Below are 21,362 nucleotides of genomic sequence, written 5' to 3'. Positions count from 1 at the left end.
TGCGACACATGCGCAACACCCGTTTCATGGGCTGCACTTGTAGTCACAGCAGCTCCCGTCGGCTGCGGGAGTTCGCCACGGCGACCCGGGCACTCAAGACGCCCTCGGGCAGCTCACCGTCCGGGATCGAGGCAGCCTGTTCGACCTCGTCCGGACGGGCGGTCCACTCCGTGCCGCCGCCCTCCGGCCGAAGCCAGACGAAGCCGTCGAGGTGGTCCATGACCACACCCCGCCGCTCCCGCCGGATGTCATACGCGAGCTGCCCGACGGGCAGCCTGATCGATGCACCCTCCTCCCGTGCGGCCCGTACGGCGGCCTCATGGGCCCTGGACGCGGCGGCGACGGCGGCGCCGTCGGGCCTGCGGGGAGCCTGTGGGGGCGGTGGGGTCATATGTGCCTCCTAGTGCGTGAGTTGCCTGAAGCAAATCCGGATTTTCACTTTCCGCACCCATAGAGTCACCATCCGCTACTACCGTGAACAGGGTGACGGCATCCCACCCGGGGGTGCGGAACAGCACGTCAACAGGGGAAGCGCATGGCCTCGGAGACCCAACAACTCGACCCGGCCCGCTCGGCACGCGAGCTCTACGGCACGGAACTGCGCCGCCAACGACAGCTCGCCGGGGTGTCCCTCGACCGGCTGTCCGACATCGTGAACTACAGCAAGACCCACCTCCACGGCGTCGAGACCGCCGAGCGACTGCCCCTGCCCCCGCTCTCCGCCAAGCTCGACGCCGCGTTCGGCACAGGCGGGTTGTTCGAAGGCCTGTGGAGCATCATCCAGCGGGAGCGCTACCCCGACCGCTACCGCCGCTTTATGGAACTCGCCGACCAGGCCACCGACATCCACGAATACGCCGGGCACCTGGTGCCAGGGCTGCTCCAGACGCCTGCGTATGCACGCGCGTTGCTGCGGGTGGGGGATCCGGAGGCTTCGGGGGAGGAGATCGAGCGGAAGGTCGGGCTGCGGGTGGGGAGGCAGGGGCGGTTGGGGGAGGGGGATGGGCCGTACTTGTGGGTGGTGTTGGAGGAGGCGGTGTTGCGGCGGCCGTTCGGCGGCCCCGCAACAATGCGCGCCCAGCTGAACAAGCTTTTTGAGTCGGCGCAGTCATCTCGCGTTACGGTTCAGGTCATCCCGTTCGCCTACGGGGAACATCCTCTTCTGGACTGCCCCTTCACCCTCCTGCATCTGCCGGGTAGCACATCGGTTGCCTACTTCGAGAGCCGTCACTCTGGGCATCTCATTGAGGAACGGGCCACGGTGAAGAAGCACCAGCGCGAGTACGATCTACTCAGGGCGTGTGCCCTATCACCGCAAGCTTCCGCCGCAATGATCCAAGCGGCCTTGGAGGAATACACCCAATGCGAGCAGCCCCTGCACTGAGCGCCATACGGTGGCGCAGGTCCAGCTACAGCAATGCAGACGGGGGTAACTGCGTCGAGGTCGCAGATGGCTTCCCCGGCGCCGTGCCCGTCCGAGACAGCAAGAGCACCGATGGCCCAGTCCTGACCATCCCGGCTGAAGCTTGGAATCGGTTCATCGACAACCTCAAGGACCATCAGCCCTGGTTCTGAATGGCCTGAACGGGCCGTGGAGGTGTTCCGCGGTCCGTTCAAGAACAGGGAAGCTTTAACTCAGCCGGTTGAAACACCCGCGTTCTGCGCCACTGCTTTTTCAAGGGCGGCAAGGGCAAGATCCTCGTTGCGGTCGGCCTCATCGCGCCGACGGTAAGCCTGACGAACGGTTTTGGCGATGCGTTCACGGTCTTTCGCCGTCAAGGTTGGCACCGGGATCGCAGCACACAAGCCGAGATGGATGTCCTGTTGCTTTCCTCCTGTTGAACAGGAACGGAGCACTCGAAACAGGGGCTCAGCGCGCAGCAAGGCACTCAAGTAGGCACCCGAAAAGCCAGAGAGCCCGGAACGCATCCGCAAGAAGTCCTCGGAATAAGCGTGGCCGCTCCACACACCCGTTACGAGAATGGACCGACCGAACACCTCGTTCTCTCCGAGCGTTCCGCGGGCGGCGACCAAAACCGTCTCATCCTCCGCCACCACCTCCTTCGAGGTGTGCGCCTTACTGATCCATCGCCCTTCAGGCCGGAGCCAAAATGCCTGACGCTGGCCCACCAGTCGGTAGCTGTACGTGTCTCCGGGCTCGCCGTCAACGCGAGGGAAGCGCAGGCCGCGACTCAGTTGACCGCCTTGGCAGACCTCTCCCAGCGTCACATTCTCAACCTCCCCCAAGCGCCGCAGTATCTTCCGCGCCCGCGGCTGAAAGTTCAGCGCCCGCAATGTATTGGCCTTCAGACCAGTGGGCGCAAAGCCAAGGTCCCGCCCCTGCTCGTGCCACCGCAGGTCGAGCAGATCCCCCAAGCCCGCCGTCTCGAACAAATCTCGCGTCGCATCACTAAGTCCTTGCTGGGACGCGGCACGCAACGCAGCCGCGCTCTCCATGAGCTCGTGGATCTCCTTCTCCACGGCAACGTCGAAGCGCGGAACCGGGATACCCTCGATGTGGTGCGGCTCGATGTGTTTGACGGCGGACCCGTACACCGTTCCCTTAACCAACGCCTCTCCGAACCGGCTGGCCAAAAAGGCATACAGGTACCCAGCACCGATCTTGCCGGGGTCAGGAACGACTTTGAGTACATCCTGCGAAGACCAGTACCCGGCCATATCCGGCCGCACATACGACCGCCTTCCGGCGTTGAACCCCGAACAGGAGATCAAAGTCATGCCGGGTTCCAGCCGGAGGTAATGCAGGCTCGACGACTCGGCATCGGTTTTCCGCAGGCGTGGCAGCGAACTGAGGTCCGCGACCAGCATGTCCTTGCTGCCGACGAACGGCACGCTGTGCTCGGGGTCGGTGAGATACACGCGTCGGAATTGCGGCCCGTTGTAGATCCCACCGGCATGCCCGGCCGTGACCTCACTCAGCGGCATCTTCTCCACAGTCAAGCGCTCCAGCAACCGCCGGGTCGCGAAGGCCCCCGACAGATACGGCTTGGCATCCAGCCTAAGCCCCTGCCTGTCGAGCCAACTCCGCATGGCCGGGTTGCCCCGCTCGGCGATCTTCACGCGTCGTCCTCCGGCCGCTTCCAGGGGAGCTTGTCGCCGTACTCCTTGATGAACTTCCGGTACTCCCTGACGACGCTCGGCCGGTTGTGGTACTTGGGCCGGTCGCGCTCGGACATTAGGTCGTCGTCGAGGATGCGGGTACGTCGCTTGATGGAACGCTCGATCGCGACGTTCTTGACGACGATCTCGTCCTTCTCCTCGTACTCGGCAATGACGTAGTCGCCCCGGGCGTCCCGGACGAATAGGTCATTGCCGCGCCGGTCGTGACCGACCTTCTCTGCGACGGCCATGAAGACCGGATGGTCGAGAGGTCCGTGCAGCCGCTCCTCGTCCTTCTCCTGCTCGGTCTTCTTCTGGAGGAAGAGCAGGGTGGTGAGGATGTTGACGCCGGCGCCGACGACGAAGATCTCCACGGGAAGTTCGACGCTGGCCATCACCCAGCACTCGTCGAGGATGTACTTGCGTACGGCCTCGTCGTCCGGGCCGGGGTTCGACAGGATGCCGTTGGGGAGCACGATGCCGATACGGCCGCCCGGCTTGACCCACTCGACGGCCTTCTGGACGAAGAGCCGCTCGGGCGCGACGGAGACGGCCGGCTTGCCCTTCACCAGCGTTCCGTCCTCGTCACGGGACCAGCTGTAAGCGATACTCCGCTCCTTTTCGAAGCCGCTCTCGTCCGTGCGGAACAGCTCAAGGACCGGACCGGTCACGGGGATGTCGGATCCGAAGGGAGGGTTGGTGAGCAGGATGTCGACCTCGCCGGGCGCAATGCGATCGAGATGCCGCATAGCACGTTGCACCCCCCGCAGGGTGCCCATGCGGGGGAAGCCGAGGGAATCCAGCTGGAAGGTGTTGCCCGCGATGTCGGTGAGCATCATGACGCCGAACGCGGCAGCCCGGGTCAGGAAGGGGTCGAAGTCGGTGCCGAAGACACAGGCCTGGGCGTATTCGCCGAGCCGCTTCCGCTTCGCGGTCTCCTGCCGGGCCCGCTCCTGGACAGACAGGTCATGTTCGTCCTCCGGCATCCACCTGTGCAGGACGTGCAGCAGGGTCTCCCTGAGGAAGCCGCCGGTGCCGCAGCACGGGTCGAGGACTGTCTGACCCTCCTGCGGATTGAGCATCTCGACCATGAGGCGGACCGCGCCGGACGGGGTGAAGTACTGACCTCGGTCGCCGCGCAGGTTGTCACCGACGAGTTCCTGATAGGCGGTACCGAGCGCATCCAGGGACGTGTCGTGCATGCGGTAGGTGGCGAGCTGTTTGGTGATGAAGGTGAGGGCGCCGTCCGTCAGGGTCAGGCGGTCGTACTCGTCGAACAGCTGCTGGTCGGCGTAGAACTCCTTGACCTCGTCGAACAGCTCCCTTATCCGCTGGGCCACCTCTGCACTGCCCGCCTCCTCCTCGGCGGCGGCGGCGAGGTCGTGGCTGTCGACGCGGAAACGCGGCTCGGCGCCCTCGCGTACCAGCCGCTCGTCGTGGAGCTTGGCGAACAGTACGTACAGGAACTGCCAGAACGCCGCGTCCTTGGGCAGGCCCTCGTTTCCGTGGATGTAGTTGTGGCAGCGACGGAAGGCGAACCGCAGCATCCGCTCGTCCGCCCGCCGCATGATCGCGAGCGAGGAGGCGTCGCCCTGGGCATCGAAGCTGGTCGCGTCGCCACGCGGCCAGTTCAGCAGCGGGCGGTACTTCGTCTCGAACGGGGATGAATCATCATCCTTGCGAATGAAGTACAGGTCCTTGTCGTCCGTCCACATCCCGTACTTGCAGTCGAGTGCCGCCTGCATGAGCTGACCGACCTCATCGATCTGCGCCTTGGCATGGGCGTAGGTACGGATCTTGGAGACGGTGCGGCTGTCCTTGGGACGGGGCTTGGTGACCACGACCCGGCGGAGGTACTTCAGCTCGTGATCCTTGCCGTGCTCGAAGATCGCGATGCTCGCGCGGCGCCGGGACTTGCGGCCGGCGTCGTTGATCACCGGGATCGAGAAATCGGCCTCCATGTCGTGCGGGTCGATACCGTACTGATGGACGAGGGAGCGGGCGATGTGCTGCCGCACCTTCTCGGCCTCGGTGAGTTTCACCACCTTGTCGCCGGTGATGTAGTCGAAGACCTCGTCGTCCGCGAGCTTGCGCGGTCCGGCGGGCGCCTCGCCGTTCACCGCGCCGGTGTCCTTCTTGTCGGCTTCCTCGGACGTCTCCGGCTCGCGCGGGCCCTCCTCCGGCATGTCGAAGCCCAACTGTTCCTCACCCATTGCGATTAGAGCCCCTTTGTCCCTCTTGCTGCACTACGCATAGCCTGTCACCATACGGCGGCACCGCCCAAGACTAGGCCAGCGTGGAAGCGGATCCTCCCCCTTCCGCGCCGGGCACCTACCGTCGCGCCCGCCCATCTGACGGTCGTGTCAGTCGCCGGTGTCGCCGTTCACCCTCAGCTCCTTCGCGATGTCGACCAGCGCCCCGAGTTCCGGCACATGCCAGTGCCGGGTGCCCTGCACTTGCTGATCGTTGCCCATCGCCGTCCGCCGCATCAGACGCACCAGCGTGGAGGGGGCATACGCCTTGCCGTCCACGGCCCACACAAGCGGCTTGACCTTGTTGTTCTGCCAGGTGGCACGAGCCCTGCGCGGATCCTCCTCGATCCACCGGGGCAGCTGCCTGCGCTCCGGACCGGTCACCGGGCGGAACTCCAGCACCGTCCCGTCCCGGAGGCGCTCCGCGTCGACGATCACCCACACCGCGTTGGTCACCCGCGTACCGGTTCCGGGCTCCTGGTCCAGCCTGGACTCCTCGTCACTGGGCGGTTCTTCGTTGCCGAGGACCCGGGCATACAGACCGTCTGTCACCAGCTGGGCACGTTCCTCGGTCCGGACCGCCGTACCGAGCTGACTGTTGCGGCCGTACGCGCCGTCGATGACGATCACCATCCAGGCGAGGGCACGCCGCACCCGGTCCGGCACCTCGGCCAGGCACGCCTCCCACGCCGCGTCCGTCGCCTTCTCCTCATCGAAGTCCGCGACGTGCATCGCTCGGTAGAGCACATGGGTGATCAGCAGATCTCCGTAGGCGGCGGCACCCGCCAGGCGCCCGACAGCACTCTCCTTCTCTCGTTCGAGCGCCTCCCGCACCGCACGCAGCAACTGAACGCAGCGCCACACCCGGTGGGCAGTCGGGTGCGCCCCGAAAAGCTGCCGATAGGTGCGTACCCCCCACAGGGTCGACGCGTCCCGCTTGGCCTGGGCGGCGAGACCGGGAGAGTCGGCGGCGGCCAAGGCGATGGCCGCCTCCTCCATGGTGCAGCCCTCGTCGTAGGCCGGCTCGGGCTCCCCTCGCTTGATCACGTACTGGAGCCCCAGCGAGAGCGCGAAGTCGTGCCGGAGATCGAACTGTTCCGGCCTGCGCGACCGGAAGTCCCGCTCCTGGGTGGGGTTCTGGGTGTTGGCGGCCACGGTGACACGGTCACCGAAGTCCTCGGGGCAGTCCTCCAAGGAGATGATCCGCACCAGGAGTCGCCCGAGGGCGGCCTTGCCGGGCCTCTGCTGCATCGCGCGGTACACGGCGCTCACCGTCTGCGCCCCGTTGATGAGGCTGGCGCCCTCCAGCCGGAATCCGGCACCGGCCCCCGCCACCGGGGCCCCCTTGCCGTGCTTGCGAATCCGGTCGCAGAGCAGCGTGATCCCGTTACTCAAGTACCAGAAGTGTTCGGGCTCCTTCACCAGGGTGGTGCGAATCTTGTCATTTACGTCGCTGACATCGAGAGCGTCGCGGATGTTGCGCGCCGTGAGGTGGCGGCCGTGATCGTCGTACCACGCGGCAACCGCCTCGGCGGAGACCGTTCCGTAGTAGGCGGTGTACGGGGAATCGATTTTTCCTACGCCATCGACCTGCACGTCCAAGTCGACCTTCCGCTCGGCGTGGTCGCCCAGGATCTCCCGGTGGAGATCGCGCAGGTTGATGACCTTGAGTTCCACGAGGTCGTCGTCCAAGTTGTGCTTGTCGACCGACTCGTTGAGGAAGTCCTTGGTGTTCTGGTGCAGTTCGGTGCCGGTCACGAGCGCCAGCACCAGAGTCACCTTGGGCGAGGGGCTGTTGAGTGCCGCGTCAATGGCCGCCGAGTGCCGGTCGATCTTGCTGCCGAAGCGGTGGAACTCCAGTTCCAGCAGGTAGTCGAGCCCACGTATCAACGCGGCGGCGTCATGCTCGCCGAATCCGGCCTCACCCTTGTCGTTCCACTTCGCCTGCACGAGGGTGACGTGCTGCCGCTCACCCCGCTGCTGCACCGAGACCGCGTCGACACCCTTGTCCGTGGAGCTGTCGATCACGGACCGGCCGGCCTCTTCGTCGGAACATGCCGTCTCGATCTTGACCGCCAGTGCGGCCACCGCACGACTGAGGAACATCTGCTCCTCGTCCGCCCTGCCCGCGACATCCTCCATGTCGACCAGCGGCCGGAACCGCTCGATCAGCTTCCTGCGCAGGTTCCGGACCTGGACCGGGTACGCCACGGGTTCCCCTCGACTTCATGAATGCGTGCGCGGCGACACACCCTTTCAAGCGCCGCCCCGACGAGGCTATCCCGGCAGCCGACTGGCGTTCCTACCGTTTCGACGGAACACCTGGGCCCCCACGATCAGCCATGCCCCAGGAAACACACAGTCGAATCAATTGCATACAAGAATAATCTTGTGCAACCATGCGCTCATGGTTGAGATCGCCATCAGCGCCGCCCGTTCCCAGCTCGGCGACCTGGTCCGCCGCGCCGCCCACGGGCGCGAGACCATCGCACTCACCGACCACGGTCACGTGGCCGCGCTCCTTGTGTCACCCCAGGTGATAGAGGACTTCGAAGACGCCCTTGCGGTGGCGGACTACCAGCGGCGCAAGGCGGAGGGAACTCTCGGGCCCGGCATTCCGATGGCCGAGGTTCGTCGACGGCTGGGGCTCGAACAGCAGTGACGTACGAGATCGTCTTCGAGCCGCACGCCCTTGACTCGGCAGCCCGGTTCCTGAAGGAAGACCCGAGCGGCCTCGCCCTGGTCCTCGACACCATCGACAAACTGGCCCACGACCCCCGTCCAGCGGCGTCGACTCCGTACGGGTCACCCGACATCCGTCGCCTGCGCGTCGGCGACTACCGGGTTCTGTACATCATCGACAACGACGTGATCCACATCATGATCACCCACTTGGGCCGTACCGTCTGAACAAAGTGAGTCGACCCCCTTCGGACGAAGGGGGTCGACTCACTTCTTCACGGGTTCACCGCGCACCCGACAGCTCAGCGCAACCCACCCACCACCGGCCCCACCACCGGAATGCTCCCGACCGACGGCGCCTGGGCCACCGGCCCCGTCAGCGCCGTCGACGTCAGCGGCTGGAAGTCGGCGAGCTGTGTCCCCACCCCGTTGTCGAGAGGATCGACCCCGGTGCCCGCGAGCGGGTTGGGCTTGAGCCCCGCGACCGGCCCGGTGACGTAGCCGACCGTGCCGGTCAGGGCCTGGAGGCCCGCCTGCGGGTCGATCTTCCCCAGCGACGTGGGCCGGGTCCGCATCACGTCGACGACCGGGGCCGCGTCGTCCGCGGCGGCGGCCGTACCCGCGCCCGCGCCGAGCGCGACCCCGGCGGTGGCGGCGGCCAGCAACGCGCGCCGGGCGGTGGAGTTCTGGGGGGCCGAGTGTCGAGCCATCAGCGTTGTCACCTTCTCTTTTCTACGATCACTTCCCGCTCCGGAAAGTAATCATGGCAACACGTAAGGTAGTTGAGGTGTGATGTGTGCTCCAAGGGCGACCCGCCGTCTCGGCGGGAGCCGCGCGATGCCTCACACTGGACTCTCGTGAGTTCGCATCCTCCGATACCGACCCGAGTCGTCCTGCTGTCCGGTCCGTCCGGCTCGGGCAAGTCCCTCCTCGCCGCCCGCTCCGGCCTGCCCGTGCTGCGGCTCGACGACTTCTACAAGGAGGGCCACGACCCGACGCTGCCGCAGGTGGAGGGCAGCACGGACATCGACTGGGACCACCCGCTGTCGTGGGACGCGGACACCGCTGTCGCGGCGATCGAGGAGCTGTGCCGTACGAGCCGGACGACCGTCCCGGCGTACGACATCTCCCTCAGCGCGCGGACCGGCGCGGAGGCCCTGCGGATCGGGCGGACACCGGTGTTCATCGCCGAGGGCATCTTCGCCGCCGAGATCGTCGGCCGCTGCCGTGAACTCGGCCTGCTGGCGGACGCGCTGTGTCTGACCCGCGGTCCGGTGAAGACGTTCCGCCGCCGCTTCCTGCGCGACCTCAAGGAGGGCCGCAAATCGGTGCCGTTCCTGCTGCGGCGCGGCTGGCGGCTCATGCGGCTGGAACGTTCGATCGTGGCCCGGCAGACGGAGCTGGGCGCCCACCCGTGCGACCGCGACGAGGCCCTGGGCCGTCTGGCGGCGGCCGCGGCGGGCCGCGTCGCGAAGGCCCCGGCCTGAGCCGGCGCCTGAACACGGGCCCGCCCCGAGGGCGGACCTGAGGCGCACATGAAAGCGGGACTGGACGGACCCCCCGGCCCTCCAGTCCCGCTTCCCCCGTGATCCCCCCACGTGTCACACCGGCGCTCCCCCGCGCCACCGTGACGTTCCCCGTTCCCCCGTGCCCCCCGCTCTCCCCCGTGCTCCCCCCGCTTTTCCCCCGTTACTTACTCCCCCCCCACAGACCCTCAGGCGACAAGCTCCCCGAAGGACTCCTCCTCGTCACGGCCGAAGCTGAGGACCTCGTCCTCACGCAGCCGGCGGAGGGACCGCCAGATGCTGGACTTCACCGTGCCGACACTGATGTCGAGGATCTCCGCGATCTCCGGGTCGGTGCGGCCCTCGTAGTAACGAAGGACCAGCATCGTCCGCTGGAGTTCGGGGAGCCGGGCGAGCGCCTGCCACAGGACGGCGCGCAGTTCGGTGCCGCGCATCGCGTCCGTGTCGCCGGCCGTCTCCGGCAGCTCCTCGGTCGGGTACTCGTTCAGCTTGCGGCGGCGCCACGCGCTGATGTGCAGATTGGTCATGGTGCGGCGGAGATAGCCCCCGACCGCGGCCTTGTCACTGATCCGGTCCCAGGCCCGGTAGGTCGAGAACAGCGCGCTCTGCAGCAGGTCCTCGGCCTCGAAGCGGTCTCCGGTCAGGTGGTAGGCGGTTGCGTACAGGGAGGCACGACGCTCCTGGACGTAGGCGGTGAACTCCGCCTCCGACACAGACCGGCGTTCCCCCGTGCCCTCCCCGTACGCGGTCCCCGTTCCCCCGTGGGCGACCCCCGTCGCCCCCGTGGTGCTTCCCCCCACGTGTGCGTCAACCACCGACATGAACGTCGTGTGCTGACGCCCGGTGCCGCGAGCGCACCCCCGCCCGCTCACGGCACCGGACTTCTCCGCGTTCCGGACGACGACGTCGTGGAGCCGCGTGACAACTGCGCTAGTGCTGGTGCTGTGCAGCGTGTTCATCTCGCGCCCCCCGTCGTGGAGTTCCGGTCTTCGGCGTGCTTCCTTGCCTGTGCCGAAAAGATTGCCGCTTCACCTTCATGGCTCTGTCCGCCGACTGTCACAGACCTGTCACAGGGGTCGGACCCCTGGGTGCGGCCCAGACGGGGCACAGGTCGATCACAGAGAAGAGTCGTACGGCTACTCGAACGGCACGATCGTGTGCGGGTGTCGGGTGGGAGCGCTCCAACGGTCGATTCGGCGCCATGCCATGGGCCAGAATGAGCCCGTGCCTTCCCTGTTGCTGATCGAGGACGACGACGCCATCCGCACGGCCCTGGAGCTCTCACTGACGCGCCAGGGGCACCGTGTCGCCACCGCCGCCACCGGCGAGGATGGTCTCAAGCTGCTGCGCGAACAGCGGCCGGATCTGATCGTTTTGGACGTGATGCTGCCTGGCATCGACGGCTTCGAGGTGTGTCGGCGGATCCGGCGCACCGACCAGCTGCCGATCATCCTGCTCACCGCGCGCAGCGACGACATCGACGTCGTGGTGGGACTGGAGTCGGGCGCGGACGACTATGTGGTGAAGCCCGTGCAGGGGCGGGTGCTGGACGCCCGCATCCGCGCGGTGCTGCGGCGCGGTGAGCGCGAGGCCAACGACGCGGCGACCTTCGGTTCCCTCGTGATCGACCGCGCGGCGATGACCGTGACGAAGAACGGCGAGGACCTCCAGCTGACGCCCACCGAGCTGCGGCTGCTCCTGGAGCTGAGCCGTCGCCCGGGACAGGCCCTGTCCCGGCAGCAGTTGCTGCGTCTGGTGTGGGAGCACGACTACCTGGGCGACTCCCGTCTGGTGGACGCGTGTGTGCAGCGGCTGCGCGCCAAGGTCGAGGACGTGCCGTCGTCGCCGACCCTGATCCGTACCGTGCGCGGCGTGGGCTACCGGTTGGACACGCCTCAGTGACGAAGGCTTCAGGGGGGATCCGCGGCTGGGCCGCGGCTCGCAGGACAGTGCAGTCCCGGATCCGGTTCACCAGTCTGCGGCTGCGTCTGGTGGTCGTCTTCGGTCTGGTGGCACTCACCGCCGCCGTGTCGGCGTCCGCTATCGCCTACTGGCTCAACCGCGAGGCCGTGCAGACGCGCGCGCAGGACGCGGCGCTCAACGACTTCGAGCGCGAGATGCAGAGCCATGTGAGCACCCTGCGCCCGAACCCGACGCAGGACCAACTGCGGGTCGCGGCGCGGAAGATGGCGGACGGCGGCGAGCGCTCCAGCGTGCTGCTGATCGCCCGGGGCGCGGACGGCGAGACGGTCTCCGGATCCTCGACCGACAACGCGCTCACCGGCTTCTCGCTGGAGGACGTGCCCGCGTCGCTGCAGAAGGCCGTCAACAAGCGGCAGAAACTCACCTCGGGCAACAAGCACGCGTACCACGTGTACTGGCAGCGGGTCATCGACGGCGACACCCCGTATCTGGTGGGCGGCGCGAAGATGATCGGCGGCGGGCCGACCGGCTACATGCGCAAGTCCCTCGCGGAGGAGGCGAAGGACCTCAACTCCCTCGCCTGGTCCCTCGGTATCGCCACGGGCCTGTCGCTGATCGGCTCGGCGCTGCTCGCGCAGGCCGCCGCGACGACCGTGCTGAAGCCGGTGCAGCGCCTCGGAGTGGCCGCCCGGCGCCTCGGCGAGGGAAAGCTCGACACCCGGCTGCGCGTCTCCGGCACGGACGAACTGGCCGACCTCTCCCGCACGTTCAACCTCGCGGCGGAGTCCCTGGAGAAGAAGGTCGACGACATGAGCGCCCGCGAGGAGGCCTCCCGCCGCTTCGTCGCCGACATGTCCCATGAACTCCGTACGCCGCTGACGGCGATCACCGCCGTCACGGAGGTGCTGGAGGAGGAGCTGGACGCCGACACGGGCAGCCTCGACCCCATGATCGAACCGGCGGTGCGCCTCGTCGTCAGTGAGACCCGCCGCCTGAACGACCTGGTCGAGAACCTGATGGAGGTCACCCGCTTCGACGCGGGCACGGCCCGGCTCGTCCTCGACGACGTGGACATCGCCGACCAGATCACCGCGTGCATCGACGCCCGCGCCTGGCTGGACGCGGTGGAGCTGAACGCCGAGCGCGGCGTCATCATCAACCTGGACCCGCGCCGCCTGGACGTGATCCTGGCGAACCTGATCGGCAACGCGCTCAAGCACGGCGGCTCCCCGGTGCGCGTCTCGGTGCGCACGGAGGGCGAGAACCTGTTCATCGAGGTGCAGGACCACGGGCCCGGCATCCCCGAGGACGTCCTCCCGCACGTCTTCGACCGCTTCTACAAGGCGAGCGCCTCCCGCCCCCGCTCCGAGGGCAGCGGCCTCGGCCTGTCCATCGCCCTGGAGAACGCCCACATCCACGGCGGCGAGATCACCGCCGCCAACTCCCCCAAGGGCGGCGCCGTGTTCACCCTCCGCCTGCCCCGCGACGCGGCCTCCCTGGTCGCGAAGGAACGGGACGGCGAGAGCGACGGCGGCACGCAGGGCACCGAGGGGGACGGGAAGTGACGATACGAAGCGCACGAGGACGAGCCGACGCCGAACCCCGGGGGACGCGCGTGCCGGACGCGGGGACACGGCGCTCGCGCGGGCGACGCGTACGGGTCCTGGCCGCGACCGGGGCCCTCGCCGGCCTCCTCGCGGGCTGCGGCATCCGCGCCACCCAGGTGCCGACGGACTTCGGTCCGGCACCCTCGATGGTGCCGTGCGAGCTGTCGGCGACGGACCTCTCGCCCCAGGCGACCCCCGCCGGTGTGCCGGTCGAGGTGTTCCTGCTCTGCTCCGGGGCGCTCGTCCGCGTCAACCGCTCGATGCAGGTCGCCGAGGGCACCGAGGAGGCCCGGCGGCGTGTCGTCGTCGCCCAGGGCCTGCTGGACGCCCTCGCCGGCGACCCCAGTGAGGTCGAGGACGAGGCCGGTTACAGCACGGCCGTCCCGCCCGGCCTGACGGTCACGGGCCCCTCCCCCGGCGACCCCGAGGACACGCTCCGCCTGTCCGCCTCCCCCGACTCCCTCCCCAAATACGCCCTGGCCCAGATCGTCTGCACCTTCGCCGACTCGGCGGCCGCCGGCGACAACGGCTCGGTGGTCCTGGGCAGCACGAGCGCGGAGTCGCTACGCCGCTACGAGTGCACGCAGGAGACCGAGTCGTCCCCGGGCGAGGGCAACCCCCCTTCCGAGGAGATCAACGGCTCCTGACGGCCGCGCAGGCGCGGTCGCCGGTCGAACACGGGCGGCCCACCCCCAGAGGCCCACTGTCAGGGCAACTACAACAGGGTCGGCGAGTGAGCAGCGCCCCGGAGGCGAACCGAGCCTCAAAAAAGTCCCTGCAACCGATCGTGCCGGGGGCCGCGTCTTGGGGGGCGTGCAGCCTCAAGGTACGAACGGCGGTAGCGCCGGGGTCCGTGTCCGTGCGGCGGGGGGTGTCCTCCTCGTCGCGCATCTCGCGGTCGTTGCCTGGATCACGCTGCGTCCGCTGGACGTCACCTGGATGAGTCCCGCGAATCTGCGGCCGTTCGCAGGAATCAGAGCGGATCTGGCGCTCGGCTGGCCCGAGGCGGCCCATCGCATCGGTGAGGGGCTGGCGCTGCTCGCCCCGCTGGGCGTCCTGCTGCCGATGCTGCACGGCAGGCTCGCCGGGTCACCGTTCGCCTCGCTGGCGCGGTCGGTCGCGGCGGGGGCGCTGCTGTCGCTGGCGATCGAGCTGCTGCAGACCGGGGTGCCCGGTCAGGTCGTCGACATCGACTCGATCCTGCTGAACTCGGTCGGCGTGGGCCTCGCCCATCTCGCGGTCGTCCCGGCGGTCAGGTCGGCGTTGCGGCGGAGGGCCGCGACCCGGGTGCGGGAGGACCGGTCGCGCCCCGAGGAGTTGCCTCAGGGTCTGACCCCGACGATTCCCAGGGTCGGGATGGCCCCGTAGAGGGACGCTTCGTCCGCTTCGTCACCGTAGCGTCGAAGGTGTGGAAAAGAGAGCGGTGGCCGCTTCGAGGCTCCGCCCCACCGTCGGCCCGCGGTCGACGTCCTACGCTGACGAAGGAGCCCTCATGAGCCGCCTTGCCCGCCCCACCGAAGGCCGCATGATCGGCGGAGTGTGCGCCGCGCTGGCACGGCGCTTCGGCACCTCCGCGACCACGATGCGCGTGATCTTCCTGGTGTCGTGTCTGCTTCCGGGCCCGCAGTTCCTGCTGTACATAGCCCTGTGGATCCTGTTCCCCGCCGAGGGCAAGGCCCGCGCGGCCTGGTGACACGCACACCGGCGGGGCGCACCCTTCGTGGGTGCGCCCCGTACGGCTGTGGTGACGCGCCTCAGGCGGCGCCGCCGCCGAGGGGCAGGCCGTTGACGCCGAGGCCCTTGGCGGGGAGGGTCTTGCCGACGGGGAGGCCGCCGAGCAGTCCGGCGACGGGGGCGGTGGGGCCCTCGGCGAGGACGTTGGTGGCGGCGGGCTGGGCGGCTTCGAGGCCGGCGCCGAGCGCGCTCTGACCCTGGGCGAGGGCGCCGGAGGCGGCCGGCAGCACCTTCGTGACGTTCTCCACGGGCAGCGCCTGGGTGACGGTGCCGAGGGCCTGGGAGGCGTCGGGGGCACCCGGTGCGGCGTTCGCGGCGCCCGCGCCCGCGGCGGCGATGGCGGCACCGACGACGGCGACACCGAGGGTCTTGGCAGCAGACTGCTTCATGTTGAATGCGTCCTTGGAATGCGTTTGGCGGGTGGTGAGCGGTGCCGAAACGTAAACACCAAAGTCCCGCCGGAGGCAAACATCGAAAAGCGGCCGCGTCGCCGTCGGCGCGACCGCTTCCCGATGCCGCTGTTCAGCCCTGTTCGTCGACAGAACCGCTGGTGGAGGCGGTCTGACGGAACAGCCATTCGGATTTCAGCTCGGCGTATCCGGGCTTGATCACGTCATTGATCATGGCCAGTCGTTCATCGAAAGGAATGAATGCTGACTTCATAGCATTGACCGAGAACCACTGCATGTCGTCGAGCGTGTAACCGAAAGCGTCGACAAGGTGCTCGAATTCGCGGCTCATGCTGGTGTGGGACATCAGCCGGTTGTCGGTGTTCACGGTGGCCCGGAAATGCAGTCGCCGCAGCAGTCCGATGGGGTGCTCGGCGTACGAACGGGCGGCACCGGTCTGGAGGTTGGAGCTGGGGCAGAGCTCCAACGGGATGCGCTTGTCGCGGACGTAGGAGGCGAGGCGGCCGAGCTTCACGGAGCCGTCCTCGTGCACCTGGATGTCGTCGATGATGCGGACGCCGTGGCCGAGCCGGTCGGCGCCGCACCACTGCAGGGCCTGCCAGATGGAGGGGAGTCCGAAGGCCTCCCCGGCGTGGATGGTGAAGTGGTTGTTCTCGCGCTTGAGGTACTCGAAGGCGTCGAGGTGGCGGGTGGGCGGGTAACCGGCCTCGGCGCCCGCGATGTCGAAGCCGGCGACGCCCAGGTCGCGGTAGCGGTTGGCGAGTTCGGCGATCTCCAGGGCGCGGGCCGCGTGCCGCATGGCGGTGAGCAGGGCGCCGACGCGGATGCGGTGGCCGTCGGCCCTGGCCCGGCGCTCGCCTTCCCGGAAGCCCTCGTTGACGGCCTCGACGACCTCTTCGAGGGTCAGCCCGCCTTCGAGGTGCTGCTCGGGGGCGTAGCGGATCTCGGCGTAGACGACGCCGTCGGCGGCGAGGTCCTCGGCGCACTCGGCGGCGACGCGGACGAGGGCGTCGCGGGTCTGCATGACGGCGACGGTGTGGGAGAAGGTCTCCAGGTACCGCTCCAGCGAGCCGGAGTCGGCGGCCTCGCTGAACCAGGTGCCGAGGCGGTCGGCGTCGGTCTCGGGGAGCTGGGAGTACCCGCGGTCGCGGGCGAGTTCGACGATGGTTCCGGGGCGCAGGCCGCCGTCGAGGTGGTCGTGCAGCAGAACCTTGGGCGCCCGGCGGATCTGGTCCGAGTCCGGGGTGTTACCGGTCGGGTCGGTCTGGTTCGTCATTTTCGCACGATATAGCCTACGCGCGTAGAGCGCCTGTCGGGCGGTGTCGTCGATACCCAACGGTGACCCACACGAAGGGTGGCGTACACCATCTCTTCTGACACTGTTCTGTCATGGCGCAGCAAGCAATGCCGGTACGTACGCCCCGACTTGGGCGGACGATCGGCCCGGAGCCGAGCACGGTCGGCGGGGTCGTCCTGCTCCTGCCGGCCGGCGACGAGGCATCCACCCGCAGACCCTCCTCCGTGATGGCCACGGCCTCCGTGCGCGCCCTCGGCCGCCGGCTGGCCCGCGCGGGCCGTACGGAGGGACTGGCCACGCATGTCGTGCACTACCGCTACCGGGGGTGGAACGGGTCCCAGGCGCGGCTGGCGCGGGACGCCGAGTGGGCCGTGGACGAGGTCGTCCGGCGCTACGGAGACGTCCCGGTGTGTCTGGCCGGGCTGCACATGGGGGCGCGGGCCGCGCTGCACGCGGGCGGGCACGAGGCCGTCAACTCCGTGCTGGCCATCGCTCCCTGGTTGCCCGAGGAGGATGTCGCGGCGCCGCCCGAACCGGTGAAACAGCTGGCCGGGCGGCGGGTGCTGATCGTGCACGGGACCAACGACGAGCGGGTGGATCCCGAGTTGTCGTTCCGGTTCGCGGCGCGGGCGAAGAAGACGAACCCCGGCATCTGCCGGTTCGAGGTGCACGCGGATCGCCACGGGCTGACGCAGTACCGGGACGAGGTGCACGCGCTGGCCGCGGACTTCGTGATGGGGGTGCTGTTCGGGAGGACGTTCGCCCGGCCTGTGGAGGACGCGCTCGCGGCGCCGCCGCCGTTGGGGTTGCGGATGCCGCTCGCCTCCGGCTTCGGGCGGCAGCGCTCGCGTCGAGCTGGTTGATGTCGTCTCGCGGCTGCGGGCCGTGGGTGGCTGGTCGCGCGGTTCCCCGCGCCCCTGGAGGGGCGCGGCCGCGGCTCGCGTCAGTCGTGGAGGAGGCGGCCCCTTCTCGACAGCAGGAACTTCTTGAAGGCCGCGACCGGGGGTGTGTCGGGGTGGCCGTCCAGCCAGGCCACCCCGATCTCGCGGGCCGCTCTCGGGGCGGTGACCGTCAGCTCGACGACGCCCGGTCGCGGGACGGCGGGTGGGGGCAGGAGGGCCACGCCCAGGCCTGCCGCCACCAGGCCCCGCAGGGTCTCCGCCTCCTCCCCCTCGAAGGCGACGCGGGGTTTGAAGCCGGCCTCCTTGCAGAGGTCGTCGGTGATGCGGCGCATGCCGTAGCCGGGTTCGAGGGTGACGAAGGTTTCGTCGGCGGCCTCGGCGAGGCGGACGCGCTTGCGGGCGGCGAGACGGTGGTCGGCGGGGACGACGAGGCGCAGCTTCTGTTCGTCGAGCCGGCGGGCCACCAGGTCGGGGGCGTCCGGGACGGGTGAGGTGAGACAGAGGTCGAGTTCGCCCGCGCGCAGGCGTTCGAGCATGGCCTCGCCGTAGTTCTGGACGAGGCTGAAGCGGACCCGGGGGTGCTCGGCGCGGAAGGCCTGGAGGAGGCCGGGGACGGTCTCGGCGCCCATGGTGTGCAGGAAGCCGAAGGCGACCTTGCCGGTGGCGGGGTCGGCGTCGGCGCGGACCTCGTCGGCGGCGCGTTCGATCTCGGTGAGGGCGCGCTCGACGGAGGCGTGGAAGGTGCGGCCGGCGTGCGTGAGGGAGACCGTGCGCCCCCGGCGGGCGAACAGGTCGACGCCCAGGTCCTGTTCCAGGCGGACCATCGCCCGCGACAGCGTCGACTGCGGGACCTGCATCTCCTGCGCGGCACGGGTGACGTGCTCGGTGCGGGCGACCCCGGCGAAGTAGGCGAGGCGGGGGGCGAGGCGCAGGACGATGTCCTCGATGTCCTCGGTGTGCTCGGAGCGCTCGATGTCTTCTGTGTCACCGGACGGTGACAGCCGCGGCCCTGACCTCTGCTGATGCGTCACAGGAACGATTATGACCGTTCCATGCAATGGACGGATGAGGAACGGCGTACGTAGTTTCGAGGCATGCCTTCCGCGAGTACCGAGGCGTCCACCAGGGTGGGCGCCGGATCAGTCAGCACCCCCGTCGATTCCCGTGTGGCCCCGGGCGGGCCCGGCTACCGGCGGATGAGCCTCGCGCTGTTCCTCGCCGGTGTCGCCACCTTCGCTCTCCTCTACTCCACGCAGGCGCTGCTGCCGCTGGTCTCGGACGGCTTCGGGACGACGGCGAGCGCGGCCAGCTGGACGGTGTCGGCGGCGACGGGCGCGCTGGCGCTGTTCGTGCTGCCGATGAGCGCGCTGTCGGAGCGGTTCGGGCGACGTACGGTGATGACCGGCTCGCTGGCGGTCGCGGTGACGGTCGGGCTGCTGATCCCCTTCGCGCCCTCGCTGGGGGCGCTGGTGGTGCTGCGGGCCGTGCAGGGTGCCGCGCTGGCCGGGGTGCCGGCCTCCGCCACCGCCTACCTCGCCGAGGAGGTGCGGCCCAAGGCCCTCATCACCGCGATCGGTCTCTTCGTCGCCGGCAACAGCGTCGGCGGCATGAGCGGGCGGGTCGTCACGGGATGGGTCGCCCAGGAATGGGGCTGGCGGGTCGCGCTGGGCGTGCTCGGGGTGATCGCGGTCGGGTGCGCGGTGGCGTTCCGGCTGCTGCTCCCCGCGCCGAGGCACTTCGTCGCCGGGTCACTGCGGCCCGGGGTCCTGGCCCGCACGGTCCGGGCGCACCTCGCCAACCCGCTGCTGCGGCGGCTGTACGCGATCGGCGCGCTGTTCATGACGGTCTTCGGCGCCGTGTACACGGTGATCGGCTACCGGCTGACCGAGGCGCCCTTCTCGCTGCCGCAGGGCGTCATCGGGTCGATCTTCCTCGTGTACCTGGTGGGTACGGTGTCGGCGTCCACCGCCGGGAAGCTGGTGGGCCGGCTGGGGCGCAGGGGCGCGTTGTACCTGGCGGGCGGCACGACGACCGCCGGACTGCTGGTGTCGCTCTCCGACGCGCTCCCGCTGGTCCTGCTCGGCCTCGTTCTCATCACCGCCGGCTTCTTCGCGGGGCACGCCGCCGCGTCGTCGTCGGTGAGCCACACGGCGAAGGAGGGGCGGGCGCAGGCGTCGGCGCTGTACCAGTCGGCGTACTACGTGGGCTCCAGCGCGGGCAGCACGCTGGGTGCGGTCGCGTTCCACGCGGGCGGCTGGGGCGGGACGGTTTCGCTGGGACTGCTGGCTGTGGTGGGGGTTGTGGGGATCACTGTGGTGGGGTCGCGTGCGGCTCGGCGGGCGCCGGTGCGGGTTCACTGAGGTTTGCGCTTCGCGCGCCGCGCGGGGTGGGTGGGTCGGCGCGCGTCCGGTGGGGCTTCTCGCGCAGTTCCCCGCGCCCCTGAAGAGCAGGGGCTGCGCCCCGTGCTTTTCGCCCCGGGCCCACGAACCCCTGACCTGCTCCTTCACCCCTTCGCCAGGCCGTTGTCAGTGGGCTGCGGTAGCTTCCGAGGTGGTGCGCAAGGGTGCGTGCGACGGAGTGAGCCACAGGGGTGGGTTGGCCATGAGCGACGGTACGGCGACGGCGGAACTGGACGTCCGGCTGGAGAAACACCGGGTCGAGCTGACCGGGTACTGCTATCGGATGCTGGGGTCGTCCTTCGAGGCCGAGGACGCCGTGCAGGACACGATGATCAGGGCCTGGCGGAGCTACGAGAAGTTCGAGGGGCGGTCCTCCCTGCGGTCGTGGCTCTACCGCATCGCCACGAACGTCTGCCTCGACATGCTGACCGCGGGGAACAAGAGGGCACGGCCCATGGACCTCACCGACTCGACGCCGCTCGCGCAGGCCGCCCTCTCCCCCCGCCCCGACAACACCTGGCTGGAGCCGGTGCCGGACGCCCGGGTGCTGCCGACCACCGACGACCCGGCGGAGGCCGCCGTGGCCAAGGAGTCGGTGCGGCTGGCGTTCGTCGCCGCGCTGCAGAAGCTGCCGTCCAAGCAGCGGGCGGTGCTGATCCTGCGTGAGGTGCTGGCATGGAAGGCCAGCGAGGTCGCCGAGCTGCTCGACACCTCCGTCGCCTCGGTGAACAGCGCGCTCCAGCGGGCCCGCGCCACCCTCGCCGAGGGCGACGGGCAGGTCGCGCCGGCCGATGTCTCCGACCCGCTCGACGACGACCAGCAGAAGCTGCTGGAGCGCTATGTGGCCGCCTTCGAGGGGTACGACATGGCGGCGCTGACGGCCCTGCTGCACGAGGACGCGGTCATGACGATGCCGCCGTTCGACCTGTGGCTGACCGGCACCGGCGACATCACCGGGTTCATGACCACCCTCGGCGCGCCCTGCGCCGGATCCCATCTGGTGCCGGTCGCGGTCAACGGACTGCCGGGCTTCGCGCAGTACAAACCGGATCCGGAGAAGGGCGGCTTCAGCGCGTGGGCCGTCCAGGTGCTGGAGATCTCAGCGGGCCGGATCGCCGGATTCCACTGCTTCCTCGACACCGCCCGCTGGTTCCCCCTCTTCGACCTGCCCCTCCACCTCGAAGGCAAGCCCGACCAGGCCCAGTAGCGCGCGCAGCGCCGGGTCGGGGTCCCGCAGCCGGATCCGGCCCCCGGCCCGGCGGGCGGTGAGCTGCATCCGGGCCAGTACGTCGACGGCGGCCAGGCCCGGCGGACCGATACCGGCGACGTCGCAGAGCACGATCCCGCCCCCGGTCCCCTCCAGTCGCGCGCGTACCTCGGCACAGAGCCGAGGCACCTCGTCCCGGGTGACGGGGCCTGGCAGCACGAGTACGGCGGGTGTCGTCGCGTCCACGATCGGTAGACCGCGGGGAACCGCCGAATTCATCGGCGAGCGTGCCGCCGCGCGGGC

Annotated in this window: 23 protein-coding genes; 13 read left to right on the top strand and 10 right to left on the bottom strand. The window is 69.2% G+C overall.

From position 1 onward, the window contains the following. Positions 1-43: 43 nt before the first annotated feature. The gene (locus HW837_RS22170; protein ID WP_196789440.1) at positions 44-391 is read right to left on the bottom strand and encodes a hypothetical protein; all 348 of its coding nucleotides are present in this window, start codon (positions 389-391) and stop codon (positions 44-46) included. A 144-nt stretch (positions 392-535) separates the two neighbouring features. Here HW837_RS22170 and HW837_RS22165 point away from each other — a divergent pair, with 144 nt between their 5' ends. Together HW837_RS22165 and HW837_RS22160 are read left to right on the top strand one after the other, a co-directional pair. After that, positions 536-1,384: a DUF5753 domain-containing protein gene (locus HW837_RS22165; RefSeq protein WP_196789441.1), complete on the top strand. Its 849-nt coding sequence runs from the start codon at positions 536-538 to the stop codon at positions 1,382-1,384. Beyond that, positions 1,363-1,575: a DUF397 domain-containing protein gene (locus HW837_RS22160; RefSeq protein ID WP_193382486.1), complete on the top strand. Its 213-nt coding sequence runs from the start codon at positions 1,363-1,365 to the stop codon at positions 1,573-1,575. The genes HW837_RS22165 and HW837_RS22160 overlap by 22 nt, the downstream gene beginning before the upstream one ends. A 60-nt stretch (positions 1,576-1,635) precedes the next feature. On the opposite strand, the gene mads5 is transcribed toward HW837_RS22160, so the two are convergent. The 3 genes from mads5 to HW837_RS22145 all read right to left on the bottom strand — a co-directional run bounded on the left by mads5 (position 1,636) and on the right by HW837_RS22145 (position 7,583). Then, on the bottom strand, positions 1,636-3,081 hold the full coding sequence (gene mads5, locus HW837_RS22155) for a methylation-associated defense system restriction endonuclease subunit S MAD5 (RefSeq protein WP_193382487.1): 1,446 nt from the start codon (positions 3,079-3,081) through the stop codon (positions 1,636-1,638). Then, positions 3,078-5,333 carry a methylation-associated defense system DNA methyltransferase MAD2 gene (gene mads2, locus HW837_RS22150; protein ID WP_193382488.1) on the bottom strand — a complete coding sequence of 752 codons (2,256 nt, stop codon included), beginning with the start codon at positions 5,331-5,333 and terminating at the stop codon, positions 3,078-3,080. The genes mads5 and mads2 overlap by 4 nt, the downstream gene beginning before the upstream one ends. Before the next feature lie 150 nt (positions 5,334-5,483). Beyond that, positions 5,484-7,583, bottom strand: coding sequence for an AIPR family protein (locus HW837_RS22145; RefSeq protein ID WP_193382489.1), 2,100 nt, complete (start codon positions 7,581-7,583; stop codon positions 5,484-5,486). A gap of 196 nt (positions 7,584-7,779) precedes the next feature. On the opposite strand from HW837_RS22145, the gene HW837_RS22140 reads away from it, so the two are divergent. Together HW837_RS22140 and HW837_RS22135 are read left to right on the top strand one after the other, a co-directional pair. Beyond that, a complete protein-coding gene (locus HW837_RS22140; protein WP_133049980.1) occupies positions 7,780-8,034 on the top strand; it encodes a type II toxin-antitoxin system Phd/YefM family antitoxin in 255 nt (84 codons plus the stop codon). Beyond that, positions 8,031-8,282 (top strand): type II toxin-antitoxin system RelE family toxin, encoded by a 252-nt coding sequence (locus HW837_RS22135; RefSeq protein WP_193382490.1) that lies wholly within the window; start codon positions 8,031-8,033, stop codon positions 8,280-8,282. Before HW837_RS22140 ends, HW837_RS22135 begins: the two co-directional genes overlap by 4 nt. Before the next feature lie 74 nt (positions 8,283-8,356). Here the strand turns inward: HW837_RS22135 and HW837_RS22130 are convergent, their stop codons facing one another. Continuing rightward, on the bottom strand, positions 8,357-8,764 hold the full coding sequence (locus tag HW837_RS22130) for a hypothetical protein (RefSeq protein ID WP_193382491.1): 408 nt from the start codon (positions 8,762-8,764) through the stop codon (positions 8,357-8,359). 147 nt (positions 8,765-8,911) lie between these two features. Between HW837_RS22130 and HW837_RS22125 the strand changes: the two genes are divergently transcribed. Next, positions 8,912-9,541, top strand: coding sequence for a uridine kinase family protein (locus HW837_RS22125; protein ID WP_045562878.1), 630 nt, complete (start codon positions 8,912-8,914; stop codon positions 9,539-9,541). A 227-nt stretch (positions 9,542-9,768) separates the two neighbouring features. On the opposite strand, the gene HW837_RS22120 is transcribed toward HW837_RS22125, so the two are convergent. Beyond that, positions 9,769-10,539, bottom strand: coding sequence for a SigE family RNA polymerase sigma factor (locus HW837_RS22120; RefSeq protein ID WP_078853941.1), 771 nt, complete (start codon positions 10,537-10,539; stop codon positions 9,769-9,771). 265 nt (positions 10,540-10,804) lie between these two features. Between HW837_RS22120 and afsQ1 the strand changes: the two genes are divergently transcribed. The 5 genes from afsQ1 (at position 10,805) to HW837_RS22095 (ending at position 14,803) form a co-directional block, all read left to right on the top strand. Continuing rightward, on the top strand, positions 10,805-11,482 hold the full coding sequence (gene afsQ1 / locus HW837_RS22115) for a two-component system response regulator AfsQ1 (protein WP_013001223.1): 678 nt from the start codon (positions 10,805-10,807) through the stop codon (positions 11,480-11,482). Positions 11,483-11,529: 47 nt separating this feature from the next. Continuing rightward, positions 11,530-13,068 (top strand): sensor histidine kinase, encoded by a 1,539-nt coding sequence (locus tag HW837_RS22110; RefSeq protein WP_272897509.1) that lies wholly within the window; start codon positions 11,530-11,532, stop codon positions 13,066-13,068. Between the two features lie 50 nt (positions 13,069-13,118). After that, entirely contained in the window at positions 13,119-13,757 is a 639-nt protein-coding gene (locus tag HW837_RS22105) for a hypothetical protein (RefSeq protein ID WP_045562880.1), read from the top strand. Between the two features lie 166 nt (positions 13,758-13,923). Further along, positions 13,924-14,478: a VanZ family protein gene (locus tag HW837_RS22100; protein WP_045562881.1), complete on the top strand. Its 555-nt coding sequence runs from the start codon at positions 13,924-13,926 to the stop codon at positions 14,476-14,478. Positions 14,479-14,602: 124 nt separating this feature from the next. Continuing rightward, positions 14,603-14,803, top strand: coding sequence for a PspC domain-containing protein (locus HW837_RS22095; RefSeq protein ID WP_045562882.1), 201 nt, complete (start codon positions 14,603-14,605; stop codon positions 14,801-14,803). 61 nt (positions 14,804-14,864) lie between these two features. Here the strand turns inward: HW837_RS22095 and HW837_RS22090 are convergent, their stop codons facing one another. Continuing rightward, a complete protein-coding gene (locus tag HW837_RS22090) occupies positions 14,865-15,233 on the bottom strand; it encodes a hypothetical protein (protein ID WP_045562883.1) in 369 nt (122 codons plus the stop codon). Positions 15,234-15,366: 133 nt separating this feature from the next. Beyond that, a complete protein-coding gene (locus tag HW837_RS22085) occupies positions 15,367-16,530 on the bottom strand; it encodes an adenosine deaminase (RefSeq protein ID WP_045562884.1) in 1,164 nt (387 codons plus the stop codon). Between the two features lie 113 nt (positions 16,531-16,643). Here HW837_RS22085 and HW837_RS22080 point away from each other — a divergent pair, with 113 nt between their 5' ends. Continuing rightward, positions 16,644-17,414: a prolyl oligopeptidase family serine peptidase gene (locus HW837_RS22080; protein WP_045562885.1), complete on the top strand. Its 771-nt coding sequence runs from the start codon at positions 16,644-16,646 to the stop codon at positions 17,412-17,414. Positions 17,415-17,494: 80 nt separating this feature from the next. On the opposite strand, the gene HW837_RS22075 is transcribed toward HW837_RS22080, so the two are convergent. Next, positions 17,495-18,484 (bottom strand): LysR family transcriptional regulator, encoded by a 990-nt coding sequence (locus HW837_RS22075; RefSeq protein WP_193382492.1) that lies wholly within the window; start codon positions 18,482-18,484, stop codon positions 17,495-17,497. 63 nt (positions 18,485-18,547) lie between these two features. Between HW837_RS22075 and HW837_RS22070 the strand changes: the two genes are divergently transcribed. Both HW837_RS22070 and HW837_RS22065 read left to right on the top strand, forming a co-directional pair. Further along, positions 18,548-19,813 carry an MFS transporter gene (locus HW837_RS22070; RefSeq protein ID WP_045562887.1) on the top strand — a complete coding sequence of 422 codons (1,266 nt, stop codon included), beginning with the start codon at positions 18,548-18,550 and terminating at the stop codon, positions 19,811-19,813. Positions 19,814-20,054: 241 nt separating this feature from the next. After that, positions 20,055-21,059, top strand: coding sequence for a sigma-70 family RNA polymerase sigma factor (locus HW837_RS22065; protein WP_093790386.1), 1,005 nt, complete (start codon positions 20,055-20,057; stop codon positions 21,057-21,059). On the opposite strand, the gene HW837_RS22060 is transcribed toward HW837_RS22065, so the two are convergent. After that, the gene (locus tag HW837_RS22060) at positions 20,952-21,338 is read right to left on the bottom strand and encodes an STAS domain-containing protein (protein WP_093790387.1); all 387 of its coding nucleotides are present in this window, start codon (positions 21,336-21,338) and stop codon (positions 20,952-20,954) included. The genes HW837_RS22065 and HW837_RS22060 overlap by 108 nt on opposite strands. Positions 21,339-21,362 lie beyond the last annotated feature (24 nt).

The sequence above is a fragment of the Streptomyces caniscabiei genome (genome assembly GCF_014930365.1).
In the GTDB taxonomy this organism is placed as follows: Bacteria; Actinomycetota; Actinomycetes; order Streptomycetales; family Streptomycetaceae; genus Streptomyces; species Streptomyces caniscabiei.
This window is presented reverse-complemented; position numbering and strand designations above follow the sequence as displayed.

What these genes read in the sequence shown, in the direction of transcription:
- HW837_RS22130 (WP_193382491.1), bottom strand. Translation starts at nt 8,764, where the DNA reads ATGGCTCGACACTCGGCCCCCCAGAACTCCACCGCCCGGCGCGCGTTG.
- HW837_RS22170 (WP_196789440.1), bottom strand. Translation starts at nt 391, where the DNA reads ATGACCCCACCGCCCCCACAGGCTCCCCGCAGGCCCGACGGCGCCGCC.
- HW837_RS22090 (WP_045562883.1), bottom strand. Translation starts at nt 15,233, where the DNA reads ATGAAGCAGTCTGCTGCCAAGACCCTCGGTGTCGCCGTCGTCGGTGCC.
- HW837_RS22140 (WP_133049980.1), top strand. Translation starts at nt 7,780, where the DNA reads ATGGTTGAGATCGCCATCAGCGCCGCCCGTTCCCAGCTCGGCGACCTG.
- HW837_RS22065 (WP_093790386.1), top strand. Translation starts at nt 20,055, where the DNA reads ATGAGCGACGGTACGGCGACGGCGGAACTGGACGTCCGGCTGGAGAAA.
- HW837_RS22070 (WP_045562887.1), top strand. Translation starts at nt 18,548, where the DNA reads ATGCCTTCCGCGAGTACCGAGGCGTCCACCAGGGTGGGCGCCGGATCA.
- HW837_RS22165 (WP_196789441.1), top strand. Translation starts at nt 536, where the DNA reads ATGGCCTCGGAGACCCAACAACTCGACCCGGCCCGCTCGGCACGCGAG.
- mads2 (WP_193382488.1), bottom strand. Translation starts at nt 5,333, where the DNA reads ATGGGTGAGGAACAGTTGGGCTTCGACATGCCGGAGGAGGGCCCGCGC.
- HW837_RS22080 (WP_045562885.1), top strand. Translation starts at nt 16,644, where the DNA reads ATGGCGCAGCAAGCAATGCCGGTACGTACGCCCCGACTTGGGCGGACG.
- HW837_RS22060 (WP_093790387.1), bottom strand. Translation starts at nt 21,338, where the DNA reads ATGAATTCGGCGGTTCCCCGCGGTCTACCGATCGTGGACGCGACGACA.
- HW837_RS22095 (WP_045562882.1), top strand. Translation starts at nt 14,603, where the DNA reads ATGAGCCGCCTTGCCCGCCCCACCGAAGGCCGCATGATCGGCGGAGTG.
- HW837_RS22085 (WP_045562884.1), bottom strand. Translation starts at nt 16,530, where the DNA reads ATGACGAACCAGACCGACCCGACCGGTAACACCCCGGACTCGGACCAG.
- HW837_RS22120 (WP_078853941.1), bottom strand. Translation starts at nt 10,539, where the DNA reads ATGAACACGCTGCACAGCACCAGCACTAGCGCAGTTGTCACGCGGCTC.
- HW837_RS22160 (WP_193382486.1), top strand. Translation starts at nt 1,363, where the DNA reads ATGCGAGCAGCCCCTGCACTGAGCGCCATACGGTGGCGCAGGTCCAGC.